This window comes from Streptomyces sp. NPDC048462 (genome assembly GCF_043200175.1).
In the GTDB taxonomy this organism is placed as follows: domain Bacteria; phylum Actinomycetota; class Actinomycetes; order Streptomycetales; family Streptomycetaceae; genus Streptomyces.
On the sequence record NZ_JBICXG010000009.1, the window covers coordinates 36,182 to 59,000 of the forward strand.

The following is a 22,819-nucleotide window of genomic DNA, read 5'->3' on the forward strand; positions in this document are numbered from 1 at the left end:
ACCGAGCATCGAGCGCAACTGGAGAACGCCCCGTGAAGGAAAGCCCGAGTCCCAGGATCGGCATCCTGGTGGTCGCGTACAACGCGGAGACAACGCTGGAGAAGACCCTCGACCGGATTCCGGAGGATTTCCGGTCCCGGGTCGACGAGATTCTCATTCTCGACGACGCGAGTCACGACGCGACCTTCACCGCCGGCTGCCGCTGGTCGCAGGCGGAGGGAATGCCGCGGACCGTGGTGATGCGGCACACCAAGAACCTCGGATACGGCGGGAACCAGAAAGCCGGATACGCGCTGGCGGCCGCACACGGACTGGACATCATCGTGCTCCTGCACGGCGACGGACAGTACGCCCCGGAACTGCTCCCCGAAATGGTCGCACCCATCGAACGCGGTGAGTGCGAGGCCGTGTTCGGGTCCCGGATGATGAAGTCCGGGCAGGCGCTCAAGGGTGGTATGCCCTTCTACAAATGGCTCGGCAACCGTGTTCTCACCCGGCTGGAGAACGGCCTCCTCGGTTCGCGGCTGACCGAATTCCACTCCGGGTACCGCGCCTACAGCGTCGAGGCGCTGAAGCAGCTGCCGGTCGACCGGAACACCGACGCCTTCGACTTCGACACCCAGATCATCGTCCAGCTGCTCGACGCGGGAATGCGGATCAAGGAGATCCCGGTGCCCACGTACTACGGCGACGAGATCTGCTACGTCAACGGCATGAAGTACGCCAAGGACGTCGTCAAGGACGTCATCGAATACCGCCTGGCGGTCAAGGGGTTCGGCACCTGCGCCTGGATCCCGAAGCCCGTCGAGTACGCCTTCAAGGAGGGCGACGGCTCCTCGCACGCGGTCATCCTGGAGAAGATGCGCAAGCTGCCGCCCGGCCGGGTCCTGGACCTCGGCTGCTCCGGCGGTCTGTTCGCCGAGCGCCTCGAGGCACTCGGCCACGAGGTGACCGGGGTGGACTTCGTCGAGGTGCCCGGGGTGCGCGAGAAGTGCACCTACTTCCACCTCGCCAACCTGGAGGAGGGCCTGCCGCCCGAGGTCGGCGTGGACTTCGACTACGTCGTCGCCGGGGACGTCATCGAGCACCTCTCGCGCCCCGAGCGGGTGCTCACCGAGGTCGCCACCGTGCTCCGGCCCGGCGGCCAGGTGCTGCTGTCCGTGCCGAACTTCAGCCACTGGTACTCACGGATGCGGGTCGCGATCGGGGCCTTCGGCTACGACCGCCGGGGCATCCTCGACGAAACGCATCTGCGCTTCTTCACCCGGGCCAGCCTGCGCCGCACGGTACGCAACGCGGGCTACGACGTCCTGGACCTCGCCTCGACGGGGGCGCCGTTCTGGTCGCTGCTCGGGCGCGGCCCGCTCGCGTCGGTACTCGGCGGGCTGTCGAGGCTGCTGACCCGGATCCGGCCGACACTGTTCGGCTATCAGCACGTCGCACTGCTCACCCCGCATGCGGCCGAGACGATCATCGCTGGAGAGCACGTCGATGTACAGGACATCCTCAACCGACAGTACGTCCCTGCCGACCGGGTCGGCGTCTGAGGCGACCGTCCCCCCACCCACCCCGGCCCACGCGTCCGAGAACCCGGCCGCCCCCGTCAGGAGCAAGGTCTTGACCCTTCCCAGTCTGCTGCTGCTGCTGTTCGCCGTGTTCTCGTCCGCGGGCGGCCAGATCATGCTCAAGCACGGGATGAAGGGCGCCGCGGCGGCCGCCGGGCAGCACGGCGGCTCCGTCGCCCTGCGGGCCGCCACCAGCCCCTGGGTGGTCGTCGGCCTGGTGGTCTTCGCGGTCTCCGCCCTCGCCTGGATGTCCACCCTGGCCAAGGTGCCGCTCTCCATCGCGTACCCGTTCAACGCGCTCGGCTACCTGCTGATCGTGCTGGCCGGGGCGACCGTGCTGCACGAGCGGACCTCGATGTGGACCTGGGGCGGCTCGCTGCTCGTGGTCGTCGGCCTCGCCACCGTCATGGCGGGCCAGCAGGGCTGAGCCCGCGCACGGCGAAGGGTCCGCCCCCGGAGCGCTCCGGGGGCGGACCCTTCGCAGTGCGCGGCGTGGTCAGGCGGCTTCGGCCGCCCGGGGCTCCTCGCCCAGGATCACCCGGCGCACCACGCGCTCGGCGGCGCGGCCGTCGTCGTAGGGGCAGAACCGCTCACGGAACGCCTTCAGCAGCGCCTCGTTCGCCGGGCTGTCCCAGCTGCCGTCGGTGAACGCGCGGGCCAGCTCGTCCGTGGTCGTCGCGACGGCGCCCGGGGTCTCGCCGGGCTTGCCGGACAGCAGGTCGAAGACCACGCCGCGGACCGTGCGGTACGTCTCCCAGTCCGGGGCGTGCACCACGATCGGGCGGTTCAGGTGGGCGTAGTCGAACATCACCGACGAGTAGTCCGTGACCAGGGCGTCGGCCGCGAGGCAGAGGTCCTCGATCCTCGGGTGGTCGCTGACGTCGATGATCTGCGGGTTCTCCGGGAGACCGGCGCCGCCGTAGAAGTAGTGCGCGCGCACCATCACCACGGTGTCCGGGCCCACGGCCTCGCAGAACCGGGCCAGGTCGAGACGGCTGGTGAAGCCGGCCTCGTAGTCGCGGTGGGTGGGCGCGTACAGCAGGGCGCGCTGCCCCGGACGGATGCCGAGGCCCTCGCGGATCCTGTCGATCTGCTCCTGCGTCGCCGTCGCGAAGACGTCGTTGCGGGGGTAGCCCGTCTCCAGCGAGCGCGCGGCGCTCGGGTAGGCGCGGGACCAGACCTCGGTCGAGTGCGGGTTGGCGGAGACGCTCCAGTCCCACCGGTCGACCCGCTTGAGCAGCCGGTCGAAGTTGAGCCCCTGGGCGGCGGCCGGGTAGTTCTGCTGGTCCATCCCCATGATCTTCAGCGGGGTGCCGTGGTGCGTCATCACATGGATCTGACCGGGGCGCTTGACCAGGTGGTCGGCGAAGTTGACGTTGTTGAAGAAGTACGTGGCACGGGCCAGCACCGACCAGTAGCGGCGCGTGCCCGGAACCACGTAGTCGATGCCCTTCGGCAGCGAGTCCACCTGGTTCTTCGACACCACCCAGACCCCGTGCACATCGGGGGCCAGCTCCTGGGCCTTGCGGTAGATCGCCTCGGGGTTGCAGCTCACGCCGCGGTTCCAGTAGGCCGCGTAGACGGCGAGCTTCGGGTCCAGCGGAAGCTTGCGCTGCGCCTTGTAGTAGCGCGCGGTGAACGACTTCTTCGCCTTCGCCCGCGCGGTGGTGGGCGCGGAGCGCAGGCTCCGGCGGGTGGCCAGCGCGGTGTCCAGGGCGCCGAGCGCGGCGTACTTCCCGCCGCTCATCAGCTGCGGCCGGAGCCCCTTCGCGCCGCCGGGGAACTTGAACCCGTCGGGATGGTGGGCGCTGTGGAAGGCGGCGACGGCGCTGACGTACTGCCTGCGGCGCTTGGTCACCGACGGGTACGCCGACAGCAGCTCCTGGACGGCGCGGTCGAAGAGCAGCCCGCGCACCGGGCTCAGGGCCGGGCGCGCCTCGACGGCCGTCATCAGCTCCGCGTAGGCGTCGACCAGCTCCAGCGGCGTCGAGCCGGCCGTGGGCTCCGCCTCGTCCGCGAGGCCGGGCAGGTAGCGCTGCTGGCGGTGCTCGACACAGGCGGTGCCCAGCGTGGCGACGGAACCGGCCACGGCGAGCGTCAGGAGCGCGTACATGCGCTCACCGTGCGGGCCGGGCCCGAAGGCCAGGCTCTCGCGCTCGGCGACGGTGCGGCGGACCGCCCGGTTCCAGGAGACGGGCGCGATGTCCAGGAGGTCCTTGCGCTCGGCCAGGGTGTGCGGGCCCGCCGGCATGCCGCTCAGCAGCTCCAGGGACCGGGTCGTCCGGGTCTTGCCGCGGAACGGGCGCTTGCGGTGGCCGAAGACCAGCACGTCGGGGTCACCGGCGGCGTCCAGCCCTTCCACGATCTCCCGCAGCGCGTCCGGCAGGTAGATGTAGTGACCCTCCAGAAACAGGAGGTAGTCGCCGGTGGCCCGCTCGGCGCCCGCGTTGCGCCGGCCGTGGGCTCCCGAGCCCTCGGCCAGGTGGATCGCCCGGACCCGGCCGTCGAGTGCGGCGAACTCGTCCAGCACGAGTCCCGAGCCGTCCGGAGCGCCGTCATCCACACCGATCACCTCGATGTCCGTGAAGGACTGCGAGAGCACCGACTCCAGGCACTCGCGCAGGCTTCCTCGGGCGCGGCGGACGGGGATGATGACACTCAGCCGGGGCATACAGACTCTTTCTCGGACTGTGCGTACTGGGGCGCAGACAGGTTACTGCGGAGCGCCCAGCGGGACGGGCAGGGGGCTGGCAACGGTGTGGTAGCGGGGAGGCAGGGGCCGGGCCCCGGTGGGCGGCCGCGGTGCTCGGCCGCGCGGCTCATGAAGGCCCCACTTGTCATACTACGCACACCCTTGAGTGAACCTTGGACATCCGTGCGGCGCACGGGACCACTCAATCGTGGGATCGCCGCCGGCGGGCCGAGGCATCCCGGGCGTGCGTACGGGGCAGTCCATGGTGCCCGGTCGGACTGCCCCGCGTTGACGCGCATGCCCCGGGAGGTTGACGCGCATGCCCCGGGATGGCGTGGATCACGCCCGGCGGCTACTTGACCGCACCCGCCATGACGCCGGAGACGAACTGGCGCTGGAAGGCGAAGAACACCGCGAGTGGAATCACCATCGAGACGAAGGCGCCGGGCGCCAGTACGTCGATGTTGTTGCCGAACTGCCTTACCTGCTGCTGGAGTGCGACCGTGATCGGCGGCGAGTCGGAGTCCGCGAAGATCAGTGCGACCAGCATGTCGTTCCACACCCAGAGGAACTGGAAGATGCCGAGCGAGGCGATCGCCGGACCGCCCAGCGGCATCACGACCCGGGTGAAGAGCCGGATCTCGCCCGCTCCGTCGAGCCGCGCCGCCTCCAGCAGTTCTCGCGGGATCTCCGCGAAGAAGTTGCGCAACAGGAAGATGGCGAAGGGCAGTCCGAAGGCGGTGTGGAAGATGATCACACCGAAGGTCGTCTCGAAGATGCCGACCGTCCCGAAGAGCTTGGAGACCGGGATCAGCGCCACCTGCACCGGGACGACCAACAGCCCCACCACGACCAGGAACCACCAGTCGCGGCCCGGGAACTCCATCCAGGCGAAGGCGTATCCGGCGAGCGAGCCGATCACCACGACCAGCACGGTCGACGGGACGGTGATCATGATGGTGCTGAACAGCGAATCGGTGATCGTCGAATTGTCCAGCAGCCGCTGGTAGTTGTCGAAGGTCAGTTCGGACGGGACGGTGAAGACCTTCCACCAGCCGGTCGCCGCGATCTTGTCAGCGCTGCGCAGCGAGGACAGCAGCAGCCCGATGGTGGGCATCAGCCAGAACAGGGCCACCAGGATCAGGACGACCCGCATCACGCCGCCGCCGGCCCGTGCCGCGATCCGGGCGCCGAGCGACCGTCCGGCCTTCGCCGAGCCGGTGTCCGGGGCGTCGCCCGCCCCGGCGGGCGGGGCCGTGGCCGTGGGTGCCGTCATCGGCGCCCCTCCTTCCGTATCCGCCTGATGTTGAAGAGCATCACCGGGACCACCAGCAGCAGCAGGAGTACGGCGATGGCGCTGCCGATCCCGAGGTCCGCGTCCGTGCCGAACGAGGACCGGTAGAGCTGGAGCGCCAGCACGTTCGCGTCGTCCTGCGAGGAGCCGGGCGCGATGATGAAGACCAGGTCGAAGACCTTCAGGACGTTGATCATCAGCGTCACCAGTACCACCGCGAGGACCGGGGCGAGCATCGGCACCGTGATCCGGCGGAACACCTGCCACTCGTTCGCCCCGTCGACCCGGGCCGCTTCGAGGAGTTCGCGCGGCAGGCCCGCCAGGCCGGCCGCGATCAGCACCATGGCGAAGCCCGCCCACATCCAGACGTAGCTGCCGATGATGCCGGGCGTCACCAGGCTCGGTCCGAGCCAGTCGACGCCGTTGTACGGCTCCCTGAAGTTGGAGGCCGGGAGCCGGAGTTCGGCGCCGTCCGCCGCCGCGGGCAGGGTGAACGTGCCGTCGGCGCCGGCTGTTGCCGAGGCGACCACGTCGCCGTCCTTGACGGCCTCGACCTTGATGCCCTTGAGCCCCAGCTCCTTGGGGTCGATGACGTTGGGCCTGCCGCCGCCGCCCTTGGTGAAGTCCAGCCAGGCGGTGCCGGTGATCTTCCCGTCGGCCGCCTTCGCGGGGGTCCGGGCGGGCTTCGCGTCGCCGGGCATCTTCGCGGGCGCCACCCCGACCAGAGGCAGTTGGACCGGCTCCCCGGCCCGGACCGGCGTCTTGGTCACGAAGGAACCGCCGCCGGCCGCCTTCAGCGGGTGGACGGGCAGCGGATGCGCCTTGGGGAACCCCGTCGAGGCGGAGAACGTGTCGTGCACGCCCACCGCCACCGCGTTGGCGACCCCGCGCTCCGGCGCCTGGTCGTACACCAGCCGGAAGATGATGCCCGCGGCGAGCATCGAGATCGCCATCGGCATGAAGACGATCAGCTTGAACGCCGTGCCCCAGCGGATCCGTTCGGTCAGCACGGCGAAGATCAGGCCGAGCACGGTGGAGACGGTCGGTGCCAGGACGACCCAGATCGCGTTGTTCTTGATCGCGGTGAGGATGGTGTCGTCGGTGAACAGGGCCTTGTAGTTGTCGAGTCCGGCGAATCCGGTCCCCGCCTGGTCGAAGAACGACCGGTAGACGGAGTACACGATCGGATACACCACGAGCGCGCCGAGCAGCACCAGCGCGGGCAGCAGAAAGAGCGCCGCGATGACCCTTCGGGTACCGGTCACGCTTCTGCGGCCGGGCACCCGGCGTACGGGCGGCTGCCCGGAGCCGGGCTTCCTGGGGGCGGGTACCGAGGTCCCGCCGCGGGATCCGGTGTCGGCGGAGGGCGCCTTGTCGGCGCCCCCCGCTGCGGCTGTCGTCATCCCGTCAGCTCTTGTACGCCTTGGCCGCGTCGGACTCCAGTTTGGCCTGGGTCCCCGCGATGTCCTTCGGGTTCTTCAGGAAGTCCTGGAGGCTCTTCCACTCACCCTTGCCGGGCGTCCCGCCGAACGACTGCGGGGCCTGGTCGGACATGTCGAACCGGACGTCGTCACCGGCCGCGATCAGTGCCTTCGCGATCGTGCGCTGCACCTCGTTGGGGTAAGCGGCCACGTCCAGGGTCTTGTTGGGCGAGATGAACCCGCCCTGCTCGGCCGCGATCTTCGCGGCGTCGGCCGAGGCCAGCCAGGTCAGCAGGGCCTGGGCGCCCTTGCTGTCCTTGAGCGCCACCGCCGCGTCCCCGCCGGTCACCACGGGAGAATCGGCGCCGACCGCGGGGAACGGGAACACCTTGGCGTCCGTACCGATCTTGGCCTTGGTCTGCTGGATGTTGACGCCGACGAAGTCGGCCTCGAAGACCATCGCGCCCTTGGGCTGGTCACCGCCGGTGAAGGTCTGGGTGACCGATGCCGGGAACTCGGTCTGGAGTGCGCCGTCGGCGCCGCCCGCGATCAGGGCGGGCTTCCCGAACAGCTGCCCGAGTGTGGTCAGTGCGTCCTTGACGGACGGGTCCGTCCACTTGATCTTGTGCTGGGCCAGCTGGTCGTACTTCTCCGGGCCCGCCTGGGAGAGGTAGATGTTCTCGAACCAGTCGGTGAGCGTCCAGCCGTCCGCGCCGGCGACCGAGACCGGGGTGACGCCCGAGGCGGACACCGTCTCGGCGGTCGCCATGAAGTCCTTCCAGGTCTTCGGCTCGGACGCCCCGGCGTTCTCGAAGGCCTTGGCGTTGTACCAGACCAGCGACTTGTTGGCGGCCTTGAAGTACACGCCGTACTGGGCGCCGTCCACCGCGCCCAGGTCCTGCCAGGCCTTGGAGTAGTTCTTGGCCAGCTGGGCCTTGGCCTCGGCTCCGGCGGGCTTCGCCCACTTCTTCGCGACGGCCTGCTGGATCGCGCCGACCTGGGGGATCATCGCGACGTCCGGCGGCTGGCCGCCCGCGATCTTCGTACCGAGGAAGTTGACGATGGGGTCCTGCGCCGGGACGAAGGTGACCGTCGCCCCCGTGCGCTTCTCGAACTCCTTCAGGACCTTGACGAAGTTGGCTTGTTCCGGACCGGTCCAGACCGCCGCGACGGAGATCTTCTCGCCGTTCAGTTTCGGCAGTGCGACGCTCGACGCGCTGTCCTTGCTGCCTTCGGAGCCGCCCCCGTCGGCCTTGCCCTTTCCGCCGTCACCGTCGTCACCGCAGCCGGTGAGTGCCAGTGCTCCGATGGCTGTGAAGACCATGGCGGCCCTGCGAATCCGAAGCGTTGTGCGCATCCCTGCCCCGTTTCTCCTGTGCGCGTGCACCGACCGGCACCGCCGGAGTCCCGACGGTGCCGGTCATTCTTCACTTGGTCGTGTGCGCACAGTCCTACGCCCGGCACCCGGGTGCCGCAATACCGGAATCGGGCCCAACTCGATGATCGTGATGGGCTCGTGACGTCAAGTCAGTGACGGTATACGGAGATTGGGGACGACCGGCCCGTACCTCCCGGCCCGTCGTCCCTCAGGAGTGGGCGGGTGCGAGTGGTGCGAGCGGCGCCGCGTTGACCGAACGCGCCGCGCGCTCAAGGGCGCTGGCCAGCAGCGCCAGGTCGGTCGGCCCGTTGCCCAGTTCGCGTACCGGGCGGCGGGTGGGCGGGTCGCCCATCCGCTCCCACTCCAGCGGTACGACCGTGGGCCGCAGCGTCGCCGTACGCGGGATGCGGCCCGTGACCCGGCCGCCCTGGAACGGCGTCACCCGCCCGTCCGGATGGCCGAGCCGGCCACGTCCCGGCGCCGGATCGTCCGGCGACGGCGGGACCGCGCCGGAACGGGGCGGATCGAGCACGACCCGCAGCCGGGCCCCGCGCGCCAGGTCGGTGTCCTCCGTGCGGTCCGGGCGGGCGGACGTCGCGACCAGGTGGACACCGAGCCTGCCGCCCTCCCTGGCCACGGTCTCCAGCGCCCTGACGACCGAACCGGCGGCCGGCCGGCCCGGACTGCCGAGCGCCGGGGCGATCAGCGCGTCGAAGTCGTCCACGAGCACCACGAGCCTGGGCAGCGGTGACGGGCCGGGCTCCGGCTGCCGGGCCATCGGCCGCAGCTGCAGGGTGCCGCTCATCTGTGATTCCACGTCACCGTGCTGTCCGCCGGGGGCACTCGGCTGCCGCTGACCGGCCGTCCGCCGGGCCGCGTCGGCCCGGTCGTGCCACTCGGTGAAGCCGAGCCCGCCGAGCAGCTCGGCCCGCCGCTTCACCTCGGCGCCCAGCGCCTGCGCGAACTCCCGCATCCTGACCGGGTCGGAGGCTACCAAGTGGGTGAACACGTGCGGGAGTTCGGTGCACGGGCGCAGGCTCTCGCCGCGCTCGCCCCCGGCGCCGTCGACCAGCAGGATGCCGAGCCGGTCGGGCCGGGCGGCGGCCGCCAGCGACGCGGCGACGGCCCTCAGCAGCTCGGTGCGTCCGCTGCCGCCGGGCCCCTCGATGAGGAGGTGCGGCCCCTCGTCGGCGAGATCCACACTCACCGGGCCCCGGGGACCGGCCCCGAGCACCACGACGGGCCGTCCCGCGAAGGCGGCGCCCTCGTCGGCGCGGACCGCCGGGTGCGGACCGGTGTCCGCGGTGGCGATCCGCGGGGCGTCGCCCTGGCGCGGACCGCTGACCCGGCCCGGGGAGCGCCCCGAACCGGCCGACCGCAGACTGTCGCTGTCCCGCACATCCGCGGAACCGTCCCAGGCACGGGTGTCGGAGCCGGGCAGGGTGCGTGAACTCTGCGACTCCCCGGACCCCGCCTCGTACCGCTGGCCGCCCACCCGGGGATGCGGGTTGCGGCCGGAGGCGGATCCGTCGGCGCGCTCGTACGCGCCCGCACGGCCGGGGTAAGGGGTGCGGCCCGAGCCGGTGCCTTCGTACGGGCGCTGACGGTCGGGGTAGGGGGTACGGCCCGAGCCCGGTCCTTCCGTGCGGGGTTCGGCGCTCGTGCGCTGCGCCCCCACGCGCGGACCCGGGGCGCCGTCGCCCGCGCCGCCCGTCCAGCTGCCCGAACCGCGCACCGTCGCGCCCGGCTGGTCCGCCGCCGTCGAGGCCCAGCGGGCCATCAGGGATGCCGGGGTGGCGCGGGCCAGGCCCAGCTCGTCCAGCAGGCGGGCGGAGGGCGGGAGCGCCACCGCGGCCGGCCGGCCCGGCAGCCCGGACGGGCCCTCCGCGCGCAGCGGGGCCAGCGCCCGGCCGAATCGTTGCGCCCAGTGCGCCGACACCGCGTCCACCGCGGCGACCGTGCCGTGGCCCGCGGCCCGGCCGCCCGCCGTGCGCAGCAGCCGCAGGGCCGTCGCCACGTCCCCGCTGAGCATCGCCACCGCCCCGCACTCCCGGAACGCGATGGAGGCGTGGCACGCCGCCTCGTAGGTCGCGGCGACCGGCGATGTGGGGGTGGCGGCCGGGGTCTCGGCCAGACAGATCAGATGGATGCCCGCCGCCGCGCCGGCCGAGGCCAGCCGGGCGGTGTTCTCGCGCAGCGCCGAGGAGCCCGGGTCGCCGTCCACGATCACCACGGTGAAGGGGCCCTCGTAGTGCCGGGCGGCCTCGGCGACCGTCGCCCGGTCCAGGCTGGCCCAGCCGGTGCCCAGCGGCCCGTCGTCCAGCCGGCGCACCAGTTCCGTGGTCCTGGCGACGGCCTGCTCACGGTCGTACGCGAGGAGCAGCCGGCAGTCCTGGCCGTGCATCGGGCGCAGATGCGGCAGCCAGCCGAGCCAGGACCACTCGCGCCTGCGCTCGTCCAGACCGCGGGCCCGGTCCGTGCTGATCAGCACGATCTCCAGATCGGCGGGGGAGTGCAGGGCGGCGAGCTGCGCCACGGCCGAGCGGGCGAGACCCATGAGCCGGTCCCGCGGTCCGGCGAGCCCCAGCGAGCCCGCCTCGCGCAGTCCCACGGTCACCGGCACGGCGGGCAGCTCGGCCCGCTCGGTCGTGCCCAGCCGGACGACCAGCGCCTCCGGATGCTCGGTGCCGCGCTCCCACAGCCGGGGGCCGGGGCCGAGCGCGGTCAGCAGTACGGAGGCCGGGTCGGGCCAGGTGCCCTCCGGGGCGGTGGGCAGCGCGGTGAAGGTGGCCGGGGCCGGGGCCGGCGCGGCCGTCTCGTCGGGCGCGCTCTCGTGCACCGGATCGCCCTTGCCGCCCGCGAGCCGGCGGGCCCAGGCGCCTATGCCGCGCCGGGGCGCCTCCTCGTCGAGACGGCGGCCGGGGTGTCCGGGGCCGGGCCTGGCCATGGCCTGCCCGCCCGCCTCGTCGTCCGTGCCGTGCTCGTGGCCGTATCCGTGCCCGTGTCCGTGTCCGTGGAAGCCGGGTTCGGTCTGGGCGCCGGGGCCGGGCGGAGCGGCCGCGCTGTACGCGTGGCCCGAGCCGTCCCCGTAACCGGGGTCCGGGTCGGCCGGGGCCCTGGTCACCCGCAGATGCCCCTCGCCGTCCGGCGCCGTTTCCAGCGTCGGGGTGCGCGCCCCCGAGGTCAGCCGGAGCGTCGACTCGCCCAGTCGCAGCAGCGCGCCGGGCTTCAGCCGGACCGGACGGTCGCGGACCTCGGCGCCGTCCAGCGAGGTGCCGTTGGTGGAGCCCAGGTCGGCCACCGAGACCCGGCCGTCGTCCGAGACGGTCACCGCGCAGTGCAGCCGCGAGACGTCGGGGTCGTCGAGCGGCACATCGGCCTCGGCCGAGCGGCCGATCCGGATCTGCCCGCCGTGCAGCAGGTGGACCCCGCCCGCGTCCGGTCCGGCGATCACGTGCAACTGCGCCGGAACGGCGTCGTCCGTCGACTCGTCCTCGCCCGGGGCCTGGAGCGAGAGCACCGCCCCGTCGACCAGCGGCGGCTCACCGAGGGCGCTGCGCTGCGCGTCGAGCCGCTCCCGCCCGGCGAACAGCACGACCGCGCCGCTGCCGAGGGAGCCGTCGGGCCCGGAGACGGCCGCGGCCAGGCCGGACGCCACGGTGGCCAGTGCCGTCCCCGCGGGGGCGGTGACCAGCACGTCGCAGGCGCGCGCCGGGGTCTGGCCGCTGCGCGGCGCGAGGACGGTCAGCCGGATCTGCATCGCCGTCAGCGGTCCCTTCTGCGCGGGGTGCCCGGCAGGGGAAAAGCCCTGTGATTCCCCCCACCCGGCACGGACGCGTCGTCCGGTACAGGTTCGTCACGTACCGCAGGGCTCCGACCCCACGGTTCCGTGCTGGGGGCATCCTCGCACCTGCCGCTGACAACACGCCCGGGGGCCACCGCTAAGTGATCTTGAAAGGTCTGCTGTGCGCACAAAAGTGCCTGCTTGAACCGTTCCCCGGCACGTCCGACACGGTCCGGGCCGGCGCCCGCAGACGTCGCGCGCCCCTCGCCGTGGCAACCATCGTGACGAACTGAGCGTCTTCCTCCGCAACCGGTGCACCCCGGGCGCGGAGACCCGGCCCTCGGGGAATTACGGACAAACCGGCAACCGGGCGGAGTCGGTCACCCACTCCCGGGCAGGCTCTAGAGTGGGCCGGAAACTCCTGGAGGAATCCGGGGGACCGCAAGCACCACGATCAGCAGGGAGCGCATGACGTGCGGCCGGTAGGCAGCAAGTACCTGCTCGAGGAGCCGCTGGGACGCGGCGCCACGGGCACCGTCTGGCGCGCCCGCCAGCGCGAGGCCGCGGGCGCCGAGGCGGCCGTCACAGGCCAGCCCGGAGAGCTCGTCGCGATCAAGGTCCTCAAGGAGGAGCTCGCCAACGACGCGGATGTCGTGATGCGGTTCCTGCGCGAGCGCTCCGTGCTGCTGCGGCTGACCCACGAGAACATCGTGCGCACCCGTGACCTGGTCGTGGAGGGAGACCTCCTCGCCCTGGTGATGGACCTGATCGACGGCCCCGACCTGCACCGCTACCTTCGCGACAACGGCCCGCTCTCGCCGGTCGCCGCCTCGCTGCTCACCGCGCAGATCGCGGACGCGCTTGCCGCCAGTCACGCCGACGGCGTCGTCCACCGCGACCTGAAGCCCGCCAACGTGCTGGTCTCCGAGCGCGACGGCGAGATGCACCCGATGCTCACCGACTTCGGCATCGCCCGGCTCGCGGACTCCCCGGGGCTGACCCGGACCCACGAGTTCGTCGGCACCCCGGCCTACGTGGCGCCGGAGTCCGCCGAGGGCCGCCCGCAGACGTCCGCGGTCGACATCTACGGTGCCGGGATCCTGCTCTACGAGCTGCTCACCGGCCGCCCGCCGTTCGCCGGGGGCACCGCCCTGGAAGTCCTGCAGCGCCACCTCAGCGAGGAGCCGCGCCGCCCCAGCACGGTCCCCGCGCCCCTGTGGACGGTCATAGAGCGCTGCCTGAGCAAGGACCCGGACCGACGCCCCAGCGCCGAGAACCTGGCCCGCGCGCTGCGCACCGTGGCCGCCGGCATCGGCGTGCACGCGAACTCGGCGCAGATCGCCGCCGCTGACGGGGTGGCCGTCCTGCTCGCGCCCGACCCGGCGCCCACCGCCGTCCCGGAGACGCCCGGCGCGGCGGACCCGACGCAGGTGCTGCCGAGCAACGCCGGCTCGTACGACCCGAACGCGGCCACCAGCGTCATGCAGCACAACGCCGGCCAGGGCGGCGGCCACGCCGACCCCACCGCGGTCATGCCGCCCGTCCCGGCGCAGCCCGAGGGTGCCCCGCAGTCCGACGGACCGCACCCGTGGCAGTCCCAGCTGCAGGCCGCCCGCGACCGCAACGACCAGACGCAGGTCCAGTACCTCGACCCGAGCCAGGACCCGCTGCGCCGCCGCCCCCAGCGCCAGCCGCAGCAACAGCAACAGCAACAGCAGCGCCGCCAGCAGCAGTACCCGCCGCAGAACCGGCAGCAGCCTCAGCAGCAGTACCAGCCGCAGCAGCAGCAGTACCAGCCTCAGCAACAGCAGTACCAGCCGCAGCAGCAGCGTCAGCAGTACGCGCCGCCGCAGCAGCCGCAGCAACCCCAGCAGCCTGCTCAGCGCCCGCCCCGCGAGCCGAGGCAGCGCGGCGCCAATCCGATGAAGATCCCCGGTCTCGGCTGCCTGAAGGGCTGCCTGTTCACGCTGGTCCTGCTCGTCGTCGCGAGCTGGCTGATCTGGGAACTCACCCCGCTGAAGGACTGGATCGGCCAGGGCGAGAGCTACTGGCACGCGATCAGCGACGCCGCGAGCCAGATCAGCGACTGGGTCTCGGCGCTGGGCGGCAGCGGCAACTGACGGGACAGGACGGAACAGGGACGGGGCGCCGCCGATCCGGCCTGGACGCCCCGTCAATTCTGTAGCTATATCGACTTCTGTGAACCAATTCCCTGGCAATTCGTACGCAGAAGTGAAGGTTGGCGCCATCCAGGGCACGCAACCCCCCGATCGCCGCGTAACTTTGTCGACCGGGGGTTGTTGCGCGAGGGCCCAATCGCCAGCCGCTGAGGGAGCAGTCTTGGCACGGAATATCGGCAGCCGGTACACCGCCCACCAGATCCTGGGGCGCGGCAGCGCCGGCACGGTGTGGCTCGGCGACGGCCCCGAGGGGCCCGTCGCCATCAAACTGCTCCGCGAGGACCTCGCGTCCGACCAGGAACTCGTCGGCCGGTTCGTCCAGGAGCGCACCGCCCTGCTCGGCCTGGACCATCCGCACATCGTCGCCGTCCGCGACCTCGTGGTGGACGGCACCGACCTGGCGCTGGTCATGGACCTGGTGCGCGGCACGGACCTGCGCACCCGGCTCGACCGCGAGCGCAGGCTGGCCCCGGAGGCCGCCGTCGCCATCGTCGCGGACGTCGCGGACGGACTCGCCGCCGCGCACGCCGCCGGGGTGGTCCACCGCGACGTCAAGCCGGAGAACATCCTGCTCGACATGGAGGGCTCGCTCGGGCCCGGCAACTCCCACCCCGCGCTGCTCACCGACTTCGGCGTGGCCAAGCTGATCGACACCCCGCGCCGCACCAAGGCCACCAAGATCATCGGGACGCCGGACTACCTGGCCCCCGAGATCGTCGAGGGTCTCCCGCCGCGCGCCGCCGTCGACATCTACGCCCTCGCGACGGTGCTGTACGAGCTCCTCGCCGGCTTCACGCCCTTCGGCGGCGGCCACCCCGGCGCCGTACTGCGCCGCCATGTCACCGAGACCGTCGTCCCGCTCCCCGGCATCCCCGACGAGTTGTGGCAGCTGCTGGTCCAGTGCCTGGCCAAGGCCCCGGCCTCCCGGCTGCGCGCCTCCGAGCTGGCCGCCCGGCTGCGCGAACAGCTCCCGCACCTCGCCGGTATCCCGCCGCTGGACGTGGACGAGCCGGACGACGAACCCGAGCCCCAGCAGCACGGGCAGGGCTACGACGAGCAGCAGTACACCCCGGCGGCCGAGGAGCCCCGCCGCCGCGGCGCCGTACCGCTGGTCCCCGGCTCGTCCCCCGACTCCAACCGGGACACCCACACGAGCATGCGCGTCCCGGCCCCCGACGAGCTCTCCGGCGGCCCCCGCGGCACGGCCCGCGCCCCACGCGCCCCCGGCCGGCCCCGCCCCGGCTCGGCCCGCAACAAGTCGGCGGCCATCCGCAAGCGCCGGATCACCCTGGGTGCGGCGGCATTGATACTCGTCGCGGCACTCGGTGTCGGCGGCTGGCTGGCGATGAGCGGCGACGACGCGGGGGCGAACCCCCAGGACACCCGGAATTCGGCCCCCGGCACGCCCTGAGCGAAGGGGCGTCGGGGCGGCGATGACGCGGCCCGAGGAACGTCCGCGCCGACAGCCGTTACGCTGGACCCGTGGCAGTCGTCGATATTTCCGAAGAGCTGAAGTCCCTCTCCTCGACCATGGGGTCGATCGAGGCCGTCCTGGACCTGGATGCGCTGAGGGCGGACATCGCCGCGCTCGAGGAGCAGGCGGCGGCGCCGTCCCTCTGGGATGACCCGGAGGCGGCGCAGAAGATCACCAGCAAGCTTTCGCACATCCAGGCCGAGGTCCGAAAGACGGAGACCCTGCGCGGCCGCATCGACGATCTCGAAGTCCTCTTCGAGCTCGCCGAGGACGAAGGCGACGCCGACGCGCTCGCCGAGGCCGAGTCCGAGCTCACCTCCGTGAAGAAGGCGCTCGACGAGATGGAGGTCCGCACCCTCCTCTCCGGTGAGTACGACGCCCGCGAGGCGCTCGTCACCATCCGCGCCGAGGCGGGTGGCGTCGACGCGGCCGATTTCGCGGAGAAGCTCCAGCGCATGTACCTGCGCTGGGCCGAGCGGCACAACTACAAGACCGAGGTCTACGAGACGGCGTACGCCGAAGAGGCCGGCATCAAGTCGACCACCTTCACGGTGGAGGTCCCGTACGCCTACGGCACCCTCTCCGTCGAGCAGGGCACCCACCGGCTCGTCCGGATCTCGCCCTTCGACAACCAGGGCCGCCGCCAGACGTCCTTCGCGGGCGTCGAGGTGCTCCCGGTCGTCGAGCAGACGGACCACGTCGAGATCGACGAGTCCGAGCTCCGCGTCGACGTGTACCGCTCCTCCGGTCCCGGCGGCCAGGGCGTCAACACCACGGACTCCGCGGTCCGGCTGACCCACCTGCCGACGGGCATCGTCGTCTCCTGCCAGAACGAGCGCTCGCAGATCCAGAACAAGGCGTCCGCGATGAACGTCCTCCAGGCGAAGCTCCTCGAGCGCCGCCGCCAGGAGGAGCAGGCGAAGATGAACGCGCTCAAGGGCGACGGCGGCAACTCCTGGGGCAACCAGATGCGCTCCTACGTCCTGCACCCGTACCAGATGGTCAAGGACCTGCGTACGGAGTTCGAGATGGGCAACCCGGAAGCGGTCTTCAACGGCGAGATCGACGGTTTTGTCGAGGCGGGCATCCGCTGGCGCAAGCAGAACGAGAAGTAGCCTCACTCGCTGAGCAGTTGAGCCCGGACGGTCACCACCGTCCGGGCTCCTTCGCGTTCCGGACCGGGAGTTGAGGGGATGGAGTGGTGAGTGCGTCACAGTCCTGATGCCGAATGAAGGTCAATTGGCTCCAAAACGGCGCACATTGCCTGGATCGGCCTTGACGTAGTCCTTAACTCTGGACAGGCTGCTGGAGCAGCATGCGTATGTCTGGGACAGGTGTGATCGGGGGCGGGCGGCACGGCCGCGGTACTACGCCGGCCGGCGTTCGGAGCAAACCCCGCAGGGCCGTGGCCCCGCATATGGCTGCTCCATTGACGAGAACAGCTACTGGGGGTAGCAGCACATGACGAAGAAGACGCGAGTACGCGTCGCGCGGATAGCCGCGAGTGCGGTCATTGCCGCAGGCGCCTCGCTCACCGCCGCGGGTGCGGCGCAGGCCTTCACCGGCGGGGATTCCCACGCCGGTGTGACTGCGAAGGACGGCGAAGGCGGTGACGACGGCGGCCTGCTCGGCGGCCTGCTCGGCGGCGTGGACGCCGGTACCGACGCTGGTACGGATGCCGGGACCGACGCGGGTACCGACGCCGGTACCGATGCGGGTACGGATGCCGGTACGGATGCCGGGACCGACGCCGGGACCGATGCTGGTACGGATGCCGGGACCGACGCGGGTACGGACGCCGGGACTGACGCTGGTACCGACGCTGGTACGGATGCCGGGACCGACGCTGGTACCGACGCCGGGACCGACGCTGGTACGGATGCCGGGACCGACGCTGGTACCGACGCTGGTACCGACGCTGGTACGGATGCCGGGACCGACGCGGGTACCGACGCCGGCACGGATGCCGGGACCGACGCCGGCACGGACGCGGGTACGGATGCCGGTACCGACGCCGGTACGGATGCCGGGAGCTCGACCAACGGCTCCACCAACGGCTCCACCAACGGCTCGAGCACCGGTTCCACCACGGGCTCGACCACCGGTTCCACGGGTTCCACCGGTTCCACGGGCTCCACGACGGGCTCCACGGGTTCCACCGGTTCCACCGGGGACACGGGCGCCTGCACCGTCGACCTGAACGGTGCCGAGTGCGCCGACAACACCGACACCGACTCGGTCGGCAACCAGCCGGCCGAGCAGGGCAAGGGCAAGGACGAGCTCGCCGAGACCGGTGCGGCCGAGACCACGTTCCTGCTGATCGGTGCCGCGACGATGATCGCCGGAGGCATCGGCTTCCGGATCCTCCCGCGCCTGGTGAACGGCCGCACGGCCGCCTGACGGCCCTGAAGCGGTAGATGTACGACCAGAGGGCCCCGGTCCGCCTCGGCGGACCGGGGCCCTCTGCGTACGGGTGGCCCTTGTGCGCCTCTGAGAGCCCTGAACACGCTCCTCAACGGGATCGGGGGCCCGGCGGCGCCGTCCCGCTGCGGGAACCGGCAGCAATGGGCATCCCGGGGCGACGGGCAGATGCGGCGGCTCGGCCACCGCAGGCGTCAGGCAGCCGGGCAGTCGCTCCCGGTCACGCCGCCTGGTGGGCCAGCAGCGCCAGCGCGCACAGCAGCACCACCAGCAGGGCGATCAGCATCATGGGGTTCATCCCGCCGAAGGGGCCCTGGCCGTGTCCCTGCTGCTCCAGCCGCGCACGGCTGGCCCGGCACACGGGGCAGCGGCCCTCGGCCACGGGCGCCGCACAGTTCGCGCACACCAATCGGTCATAGGTCATGCGCTTTCCTCCTCCCGCGCGGCGGAGCCGCACAAGCTTTCTCTCCGCACAACGCTCACGGAAACGCGACCGTTCCCCCTACCACTGTGCCAGCTCGCGAGGATTTCGGCGCGGCCCGCCGGACAGGTCACGGAAGCTCCCGGTTCGCGCTCGCTTGCGTTCCGCCATAAATCGCCCATCCCGGTACGCGCGCCTGCACGCGTCAGTCCGGTTCGCGTATGGTCACGCTCACCTACTCCCGGCCGACCGTGGTGCATCCGTGATCCGATTCGACAACGTCTCCAAGACCTACCCCAGGCAGAGCCGTCCCGCTCTACGGGATGTGTCTCTCGATATCGAGAAGGGCGAGTTCGTCTTCCTGGTGGGCTCCTCCGGCTCCGGCAAGTCCACCTTCATGCGACTCATCCTCCGTGAGGAGCGCGCCAGTCAGGGCATGGTCCACGTCCTGGGCAAGGACCTCGCGCGCATGTCCAACTGGAAGGTGCCGCACATGCGCCGCCAGCTGGGCACCGTATTCCAGGACTTCCGGCTGCTTCCCAACAAGACCGTCGCGGAGAACGTGGCGTTCGCCCAGGAAGTGATCGGCAAGCCGCGCGGCGAGATCCGCAAGGCGGTCCCGCAGGTCCTCGACCTCGTCGGGCTCGGCGGCAAGGAGGACCGGATGCCCGGTGAGCTCTCCGGTGGTGAGCAGCAGCGCGTGGCGATCGCGCGGGCCTTCGTGAACCGGCCCATGCTGCTGATCGCGGACGAGCCGACCGGCAACCTGGACCCGCAGACCTCGGTCGGCATCATGAAGCTGCTGGACCGGATCAACCGGACCGGCACCACCGTGATCATGGCGACCCATGACCAGAACATCGTCGACCAGATGCGCAAACGCGTCATCGAGCTCGAGCAGGGCCGTCTCGTACGCGACCAGGCGCGCGGCGTCTACGGCTACCAGCACTGAGCACCCAGCACTGAAAGGACGCCATGCGCGCCCAGTTCGTCCTGTCGGAGATCGGCGTCGGCCTCCGTCGCAACCTCACGATGACCTTCGCCGTCGTCGTCTCCGTCGCCCTCTCGCTTGCCCTGTTCGGCGGCGCGCTGCTCATGCGCGAGCAGGTCAGCACGATGAAGGACTACTGGTACGACAAGGTCAACGTCTCCATCTACCTGTGCGGCAAGGGGGACGCGGAGACGGTGGTCCAGTGCGCCAAGGGTGCTGTCACCGCACAGCAGAAGAAGGAGATCGAGGGCGATCTCAACAAGATGGACGTCGTCGAGACGGTGACGTACGAGTCGTCCGACGAGGCGTACAAGCACTACCAGGAGGAGTTCGGCGACTCCCCGATGGCCGGCAACATCACGCCGGACCAGATGCCGGAGTCCTTCCGGGTCAAGCTGCACGACCCGACGAAGTACAAGGTCGTCGCCACCGCCTTCGCCGGCCGCAACGGGGTGCAGTCCGTCCAGGACCAGAGAAGCATCCTGGACAACCTCTTCGGACTGATGAACGGCATGAACGTCGCCGCGCTGTTCGTGATGGCGCTGATGCTGGTCATCGCGCTGATGCTGATCGTGAACACGGTCCGGGTGTCCGCGTTCAGCCGACGGCGGGAGACGGGCATCATGCGGCTCGTCGGCGCCTCCGGCTTCTACATCCAGATGCCGTTCATCATGGAAGCCGCGTTCGCCGGTCTGATCGGCGGCGTGCTGGCCTGCGTGATGCTGCTGGCCGGGCGCTACTTCCTGATCGACGGCGGTCTCGCGCTGCAGGACAAGCTGAACCTGATCGACTTCATCGGCTGGGACGCGGTCCTCACCAAGCTGCCGCTGGTACTGGCGATCGGCCTGCTGATGCCCGCGGTTGCCGCGCTCTTCGCGCTCCGCAAGTACCTCAAGGTGTGACGTGCGCCCCGTACGGCGCGCGGTCAACAGCCCGTGCGCCCCGGGGTGCTTGTCCTAGACTCGGCGCCATGTCTGGCCCCGTTCACCGTGTAGGGCCCCGCGGACTCTGCCGCGGGGCGGCCCTGACATTGGTTTTCGCGAGTGTGCTCGCCACCGGCGCCGCCACCGGTTCGCTGCCCCGCGGTGACGGACGGGGCCGGGACACCGACACCCGCCCCGTCGCCTCCGTCGCCGGCCGCGACGCGGTGGCCGACGCCGCGGCCGAGGCGGTGGCGGACGGCAAGTCCGGTACGGAGGCGGCCGAGGAGGTCGTCAGCCGCAGCGGGGACCGCTGGGGCGCGGTCTACGACGAGCGGGCGTACCAGGAGTTCGAGCAGGCCCTCGACGGTTCGTACACGGGCGTCGGTATCGCCGCCAGGCGCTCCGCCGACGGGCTGGTCGCCGTCGCCCGGGTCCAGCCGGGCAGCCCCGCCGACCGGGCCGGTGTCCGCTCGGGCGACCTGATCCGCACGGTCGACGGCAGCCGGGTCGACCGGCGCCCGGTCTCCGACGTGGTGGCCCTGCTGCGCGGTGACCGTACGGGCGCCGCCGCCGGGAGCCCCGTCGTGCTGGGGGTGCAGCGGGGGTCCGTCAGCCGGACCGAGACGCTGCACCGGGCCCGGCTCACCACCGAGACCGTCACCGCGCGGCGGCTCGGCCCTGCCCGGACCGGTGCCGGCGCGGCCGTCCTGATCGAGGTCGGCTCCTTCACCAAGGGGTCGGGCGCCCGGGTCCGTGACGCCGTCCGGGACGCGCCGGCGGGCGCCGGGGTGCTGCTGGACCTGCGCGGCAACTCCGGCGGTCTGGTCACCGAGGCGGTCACCGCGGCCTCCGCCTTCCTGGACGGCGGCCTGGTCGCCACCTACGACGTGCACGGGGAGCAGCGCGCCCTGTACGCGGACGGCGGGGGCGACACCGCGCGCCCCGTCGTCGTCCTGATCGACGGCGGCACGATGAGCGCGGCCGAGCTGCTGACCGGCGCGCTGCAGGACCGGGGCCGCGCGGTCACGGTCGGCTCGCGCACCTTCGGCAAGGGCTCGGTGCAGATGCCGAGCAAGCTCGCGGGCGGATCGGTGGCCGAGCTGACCGTGGGCCACTACCGCACTCCGGCGGGCCGCAGCGTCGACGACCGGGGCATCACACCGGACCTCGCGGTGAGCTCGGGGGCCCAGAAGAGGGCCGAGACGGTATTGAGTGGCCTCGGGGGTGGGTCGTAGTGCGAAAATGGCCGCACTATGGCTAAGGAAAAGGACCCAGAGCGCAAGATCATCGCGCAGAACAAGAAGGCGCGCCACGACTACACCATCCTCGACACCTACGAGTGCGGCCTCGTGCTCATGGGTACCGAGGTCAAATCGCTGCGCATGGGCCGGGCCTCCCTGGTGGACGGCTTCGTGCAGATCGACGGCGGCGAGGCGTGGCTGCACAACATCCACGTCCCCGAGTACGTCCAGGGCACCTGGACCAACCACTCGGCCAAGCGCAAGCGCAAGCTGCTGATGCACCGGGCCGAGATCGACAAGCTGGAGTCGAAGTCCCAGGAGACCGGGCACACGATCGTGCCGCTCGCCCTGTACTTCCGCAGCGGCCGGGTCAAGGTCGAGATCGCGCTGGCGAAGGGCAAGAAGGAGTACGACAAGCGGCAGACGCTGCGCGAGAAGCAGGACACCAGGGAGACGAACCGGGCGATCTCGGCGGCGCGCCGCCGCCAGCGGGCCGCCTGACCGGGCCGGACACGGCGGCCGGCGGCCGGTCCGCCAGGAATACGCTGGCATCGGCGCACGTTGGTCACGTACGATGGCACTGCACCCCACGGGGTGTGTACCACCTTTGAAAAATCAACATGGGGATGATCGGTTTCGACAGCGGATGTCGAAGCAGGGGAAGCGAGTCGAGGAAGCGGCAATGATCTCGTTAACCATATGTCGCAACCAATAATCGCCAATTCCAAGCGCGATTCCTCCGCCTTCGCCCTCGCTGCCTAATTAGCAGCTAAGCGAAGACTCTGCGGAGTGTCAGCCCGGGGGTGATCCCGACCCGGATCCTGGCATCATTTAGGGATCTAAACTTCTAGGCCCGGTCACGGGGCCCTGAAGGAAATCAAACAGTGACTGGGCCTGTCGGAGGCTTGTTCGCGTGACCTCCGGGGCCGAGAAAAGCGCAGCGAACTGCACTCGGAGAAGCCCTGATTCCGCACCGTTGGACGCGGGTTCGATTCCCGCCATCTCCACAATTCCCATGTGAACGAGGACCCCGT

The 22,819-nt window shown here is 71.2% G+C and carries 16 protein-coding genes and 1 other RNA gene; 11 read left to right on the top strand and 6 right to left on the bottom strand.

Annotated features, from left to right (window positions below; genetic code table 11):
• Positions 1 to 32 precede the first annotated feature (32 nt).
• Together ACGFU6_RS17180 and ACGFU6_RS17185 are read left to right on the top strand one after the other, a co-directional pair.
• Positions 33 to 1,547 carry a methyltransferase domain-containing protein gene (locus tag ACGFU6_RS17180; protein ID WP_393611628.1) on the top strand — a complete coding sequence of 505 codons (1,515 nt, stop codon included), beginning with the start codon at positions 33 to 35 and terminating at the stop codon, positions 1,545 to 1,547.
• Positions 1,548 to 1,617: 70 nt separating this feature from the next.
• Positions 1,618 to 1,992: a hypothetical protein gene (locus ACGFU6_RS17185; protein WP_393611629.1), complete on the top strand. Its 375-nt coding sequence runs from the start codon at positions 1,618 to 1,620 to the stop codon at positions 1,990 to 1,992.
• Positions 1,993 to 2,061: 69 nt separating this feature from the next.
• Here ACGFU6_RS17185 and ACGFU6_RS17190 read toward each other — a convergent pair whose 3' ends face one another.
• From ACGFU6_RS17190 to ACGFU6_RS17210, 5 genes are all read right to left on the bottom strand, one after another.
• Positions 2,062 to 4,236 carry a CDP-glycerol glycerophosphotransferase family protein gene (locus tag ACGFU6_RS17190; RefSeq protein ID WP_393611631.1) on the bottom strand — a complete coding sequence of 725 codons (2,175 nt, stop codon included), beginning with the start codon at positions 4,234 to 4,236 and terminating at the stop codon, positions 2,062 to 2,064.
• A 373-nt stretch (positions 4,237 to 4,609) separates the two neighbouring features.
• Positions 4,610 to 5,533: a carbohydrate ABC transporter permease gene (locus tag ACGFU6_RS17195; protein WP_393611632.1), complete on the bottom strand. Its 924-nt coding sequence runs from the start codon at positions 5,531 to 5,533 to the stop codon at positions 4,610 to 4,612.
• Positions 5,530 to 6,954 carry a carbohydrate ABC transporter permease gene (locus tag ACGFU6_RS17200; protein WP_393611633.1) on the bottom strand — a complete coding sequence of 475 codons (1,425 nt, stop codon included), beginning with the start codon at positions 6,952 to 6,954 and terminating at the stop codon, positions 5,530 to 5,532. The genes ACGFU6_RS17195 and ACGFU6_RS17200 overlap by 4 nt, the downstream gene beginning before the upstream one ends.
• Positions 6,955 to 6,958: 4 nt before the next feature.
• Positions 6,959 to 8,329: an ABC transporter substrate-binding protein gene (locus tag ACGFU6_RS17205; protein ID WP_393611635.1), complete on the bottom strand. Its 1,371-nt coding sequence runs from the start codon at positions 8,327 to 8,329 to the stop codon at positions 6,959 to 6,961.
• Between the two features lie 229 nt (positions 8,330 to 8,558).
• Complete coding sequence (locus ACGFU6_RS17210; protein WP_393611637.1) at positions 8,559 to 12,110, bottom strand: FtsK/SpoIIIE domain-containing protein; 3,552 nt, start codon at positions 12,108 to 12,110, stop codon at positions 8,559 to 8,561.
• Positions 12,111 to 12,607: 497 nt separating this feature from the next.
• Between ACGFU6_RS17210 and ACGFU6_RS17215 the strand changes: the two genes are divergently transcribed.
• The 4 genes from ACGFU6_RS17215 to ACGFU6_RS17230 all read left to right on the top strand — a co-directional run bounded on the left by ACGFU6_RS17215 (position 12,608) and on the right by ACGFU6_RS17230 (position 18,188).
• The gene (locus tag ACGFU6_RS17215; protein ID WP_393611638.1) at positions 12,608 to 14,254 is read left to right on the top strand and encodes a protein kinase; all 1,647 of its coding nucleotides are present in this window, start codon (positions 12,608 to 12,610) and stop codon (positions 14,252 to 14,254) included.
• Between the two features lie 220 nt (positions 14,255 to 14,474).
• Positions 14,475 to 15,725, top strand: a complete 1,251-nt coding sequence (locus tag ACGFU6_RS17220) for a serine/threonine-protein kinase (protein ID WP_393611640.1) — start codon at positions 14,475 to 14,477, stop codon at positions 15,723 to 15,725.
• A 71-nt stretch (positions 15,726 to 15,796) separates the two neighbouring features.
• Entirely contained in the window at positions 15,797 to 16,903 is a 1,107-nt protein-coding gene (gene prfB, locus ACGFU6_RS17225; RefSeq protein ID WP_393611641.1) for a peptide chain release factor 2, read from the top strand.
• A 346-nt stretch (positions 16,904 to 17,249) separates the two neighbouring features.
• Positions 17,250 to 18,188: a hypothetical protein gene (locus ACGFU6_RS17230; RefSeq protein WP_393611643.1), complete on the top strand. Its 939-nt coding sequence runs from the start codon at positions 17,250 to 17,252 to the stop codon at positions 18,186 to 18,188.
• A 241-nt stretch (positions 18,189 to 18,429) separates the two neighbouring features.
• Here ACGFU6_RS17230 and ACGFU6_RS17235 read toward each other — a convergent pair whose 3' ends face one another.
• Complete coding sequence (locus ACGFU6_RS17235; protein ID WP_393611645.1) at positions 18,430 to 18,633, bottom strand: hypothetical protein; 204 nt, start codon at positions 18,631 to 18,633, stop codon at positions 18,430 to 18,432.
• A 259-nt stretch (positions 18,634 to 18,892) separates the two neighbouring features.
• On the opposite strand from ACGFU6_RS17235, the gene ftsE reads away from it, so the two are divergent.
• From ftsE to ssrA, 5 genes are all read left to right on the top strand, one after another.
• Positions 18,893 to 19,582 carry a cell division ATP-binding protein FtsE gene (gene ftsE / locus ACGFU6_RS17240; RefSeq protein WP_327337139.1) on the top strand — a complete coding sequence of 230 codons (690 nt, stop codon included), beginning with the start codon at positions 18,893 to 18,895 and terminating at the stop codon, positions 19,580 to 19,582.
• A gap of 23 nt (positions 19,583 to 19,605) precedes the next feature.
• Positions 19,606 to 20,523 carry a permease-like cell division protein FtsX gene (gene ftsX / locus ACGFU6_RS17245; RefSeq protein WP_123525714.1) on the top strand — a complete coding sequence of 306 codons (918 nt, stop codon included), beginning with the start codon at positions 19,606 to 19,608 and terminating at the stop codon, positions 20,521 to 20,523.
• A 68-nt stretch (positions 20,524 to 20,591) separates the two neighbouring features.
• On the top strand, positions 20,592 to 21,779 hold the full coding sequence (locus ACGFU6_RS17250; protein ID WP_393611647.1) for a S41 family peptidase: 1,188 nt from the start codon (positions 20,592 to 20,594) through the stop codon (positions 21,777 to 21,779).
• An 18-nt stretch (positions 21,780 to 21,797) separates the two neighbouring features.
• On the top strand, positions 21,798 to 22,286 hold the full coding sequence (smpB, locus tag ACGFU6_RS17255; protein ID WP_393611649.1) for an SsrA-binding protein SmpB: 489 nt from the start codon (positions 21,798 to 21,800) through the stop codon (positions 22,284 to 22,286).
• Between the two features lie 121 nt (positions 22,287 to 22,407).
• Positions 22,408 to 22,795, top strand: a transfer-messenger RNA (tmRNA) gene (gene ssrA, locus ACGFU6_RS17260).
• Positions 22,796 to 22,819 lie beyond the last annotated feature (24 nt).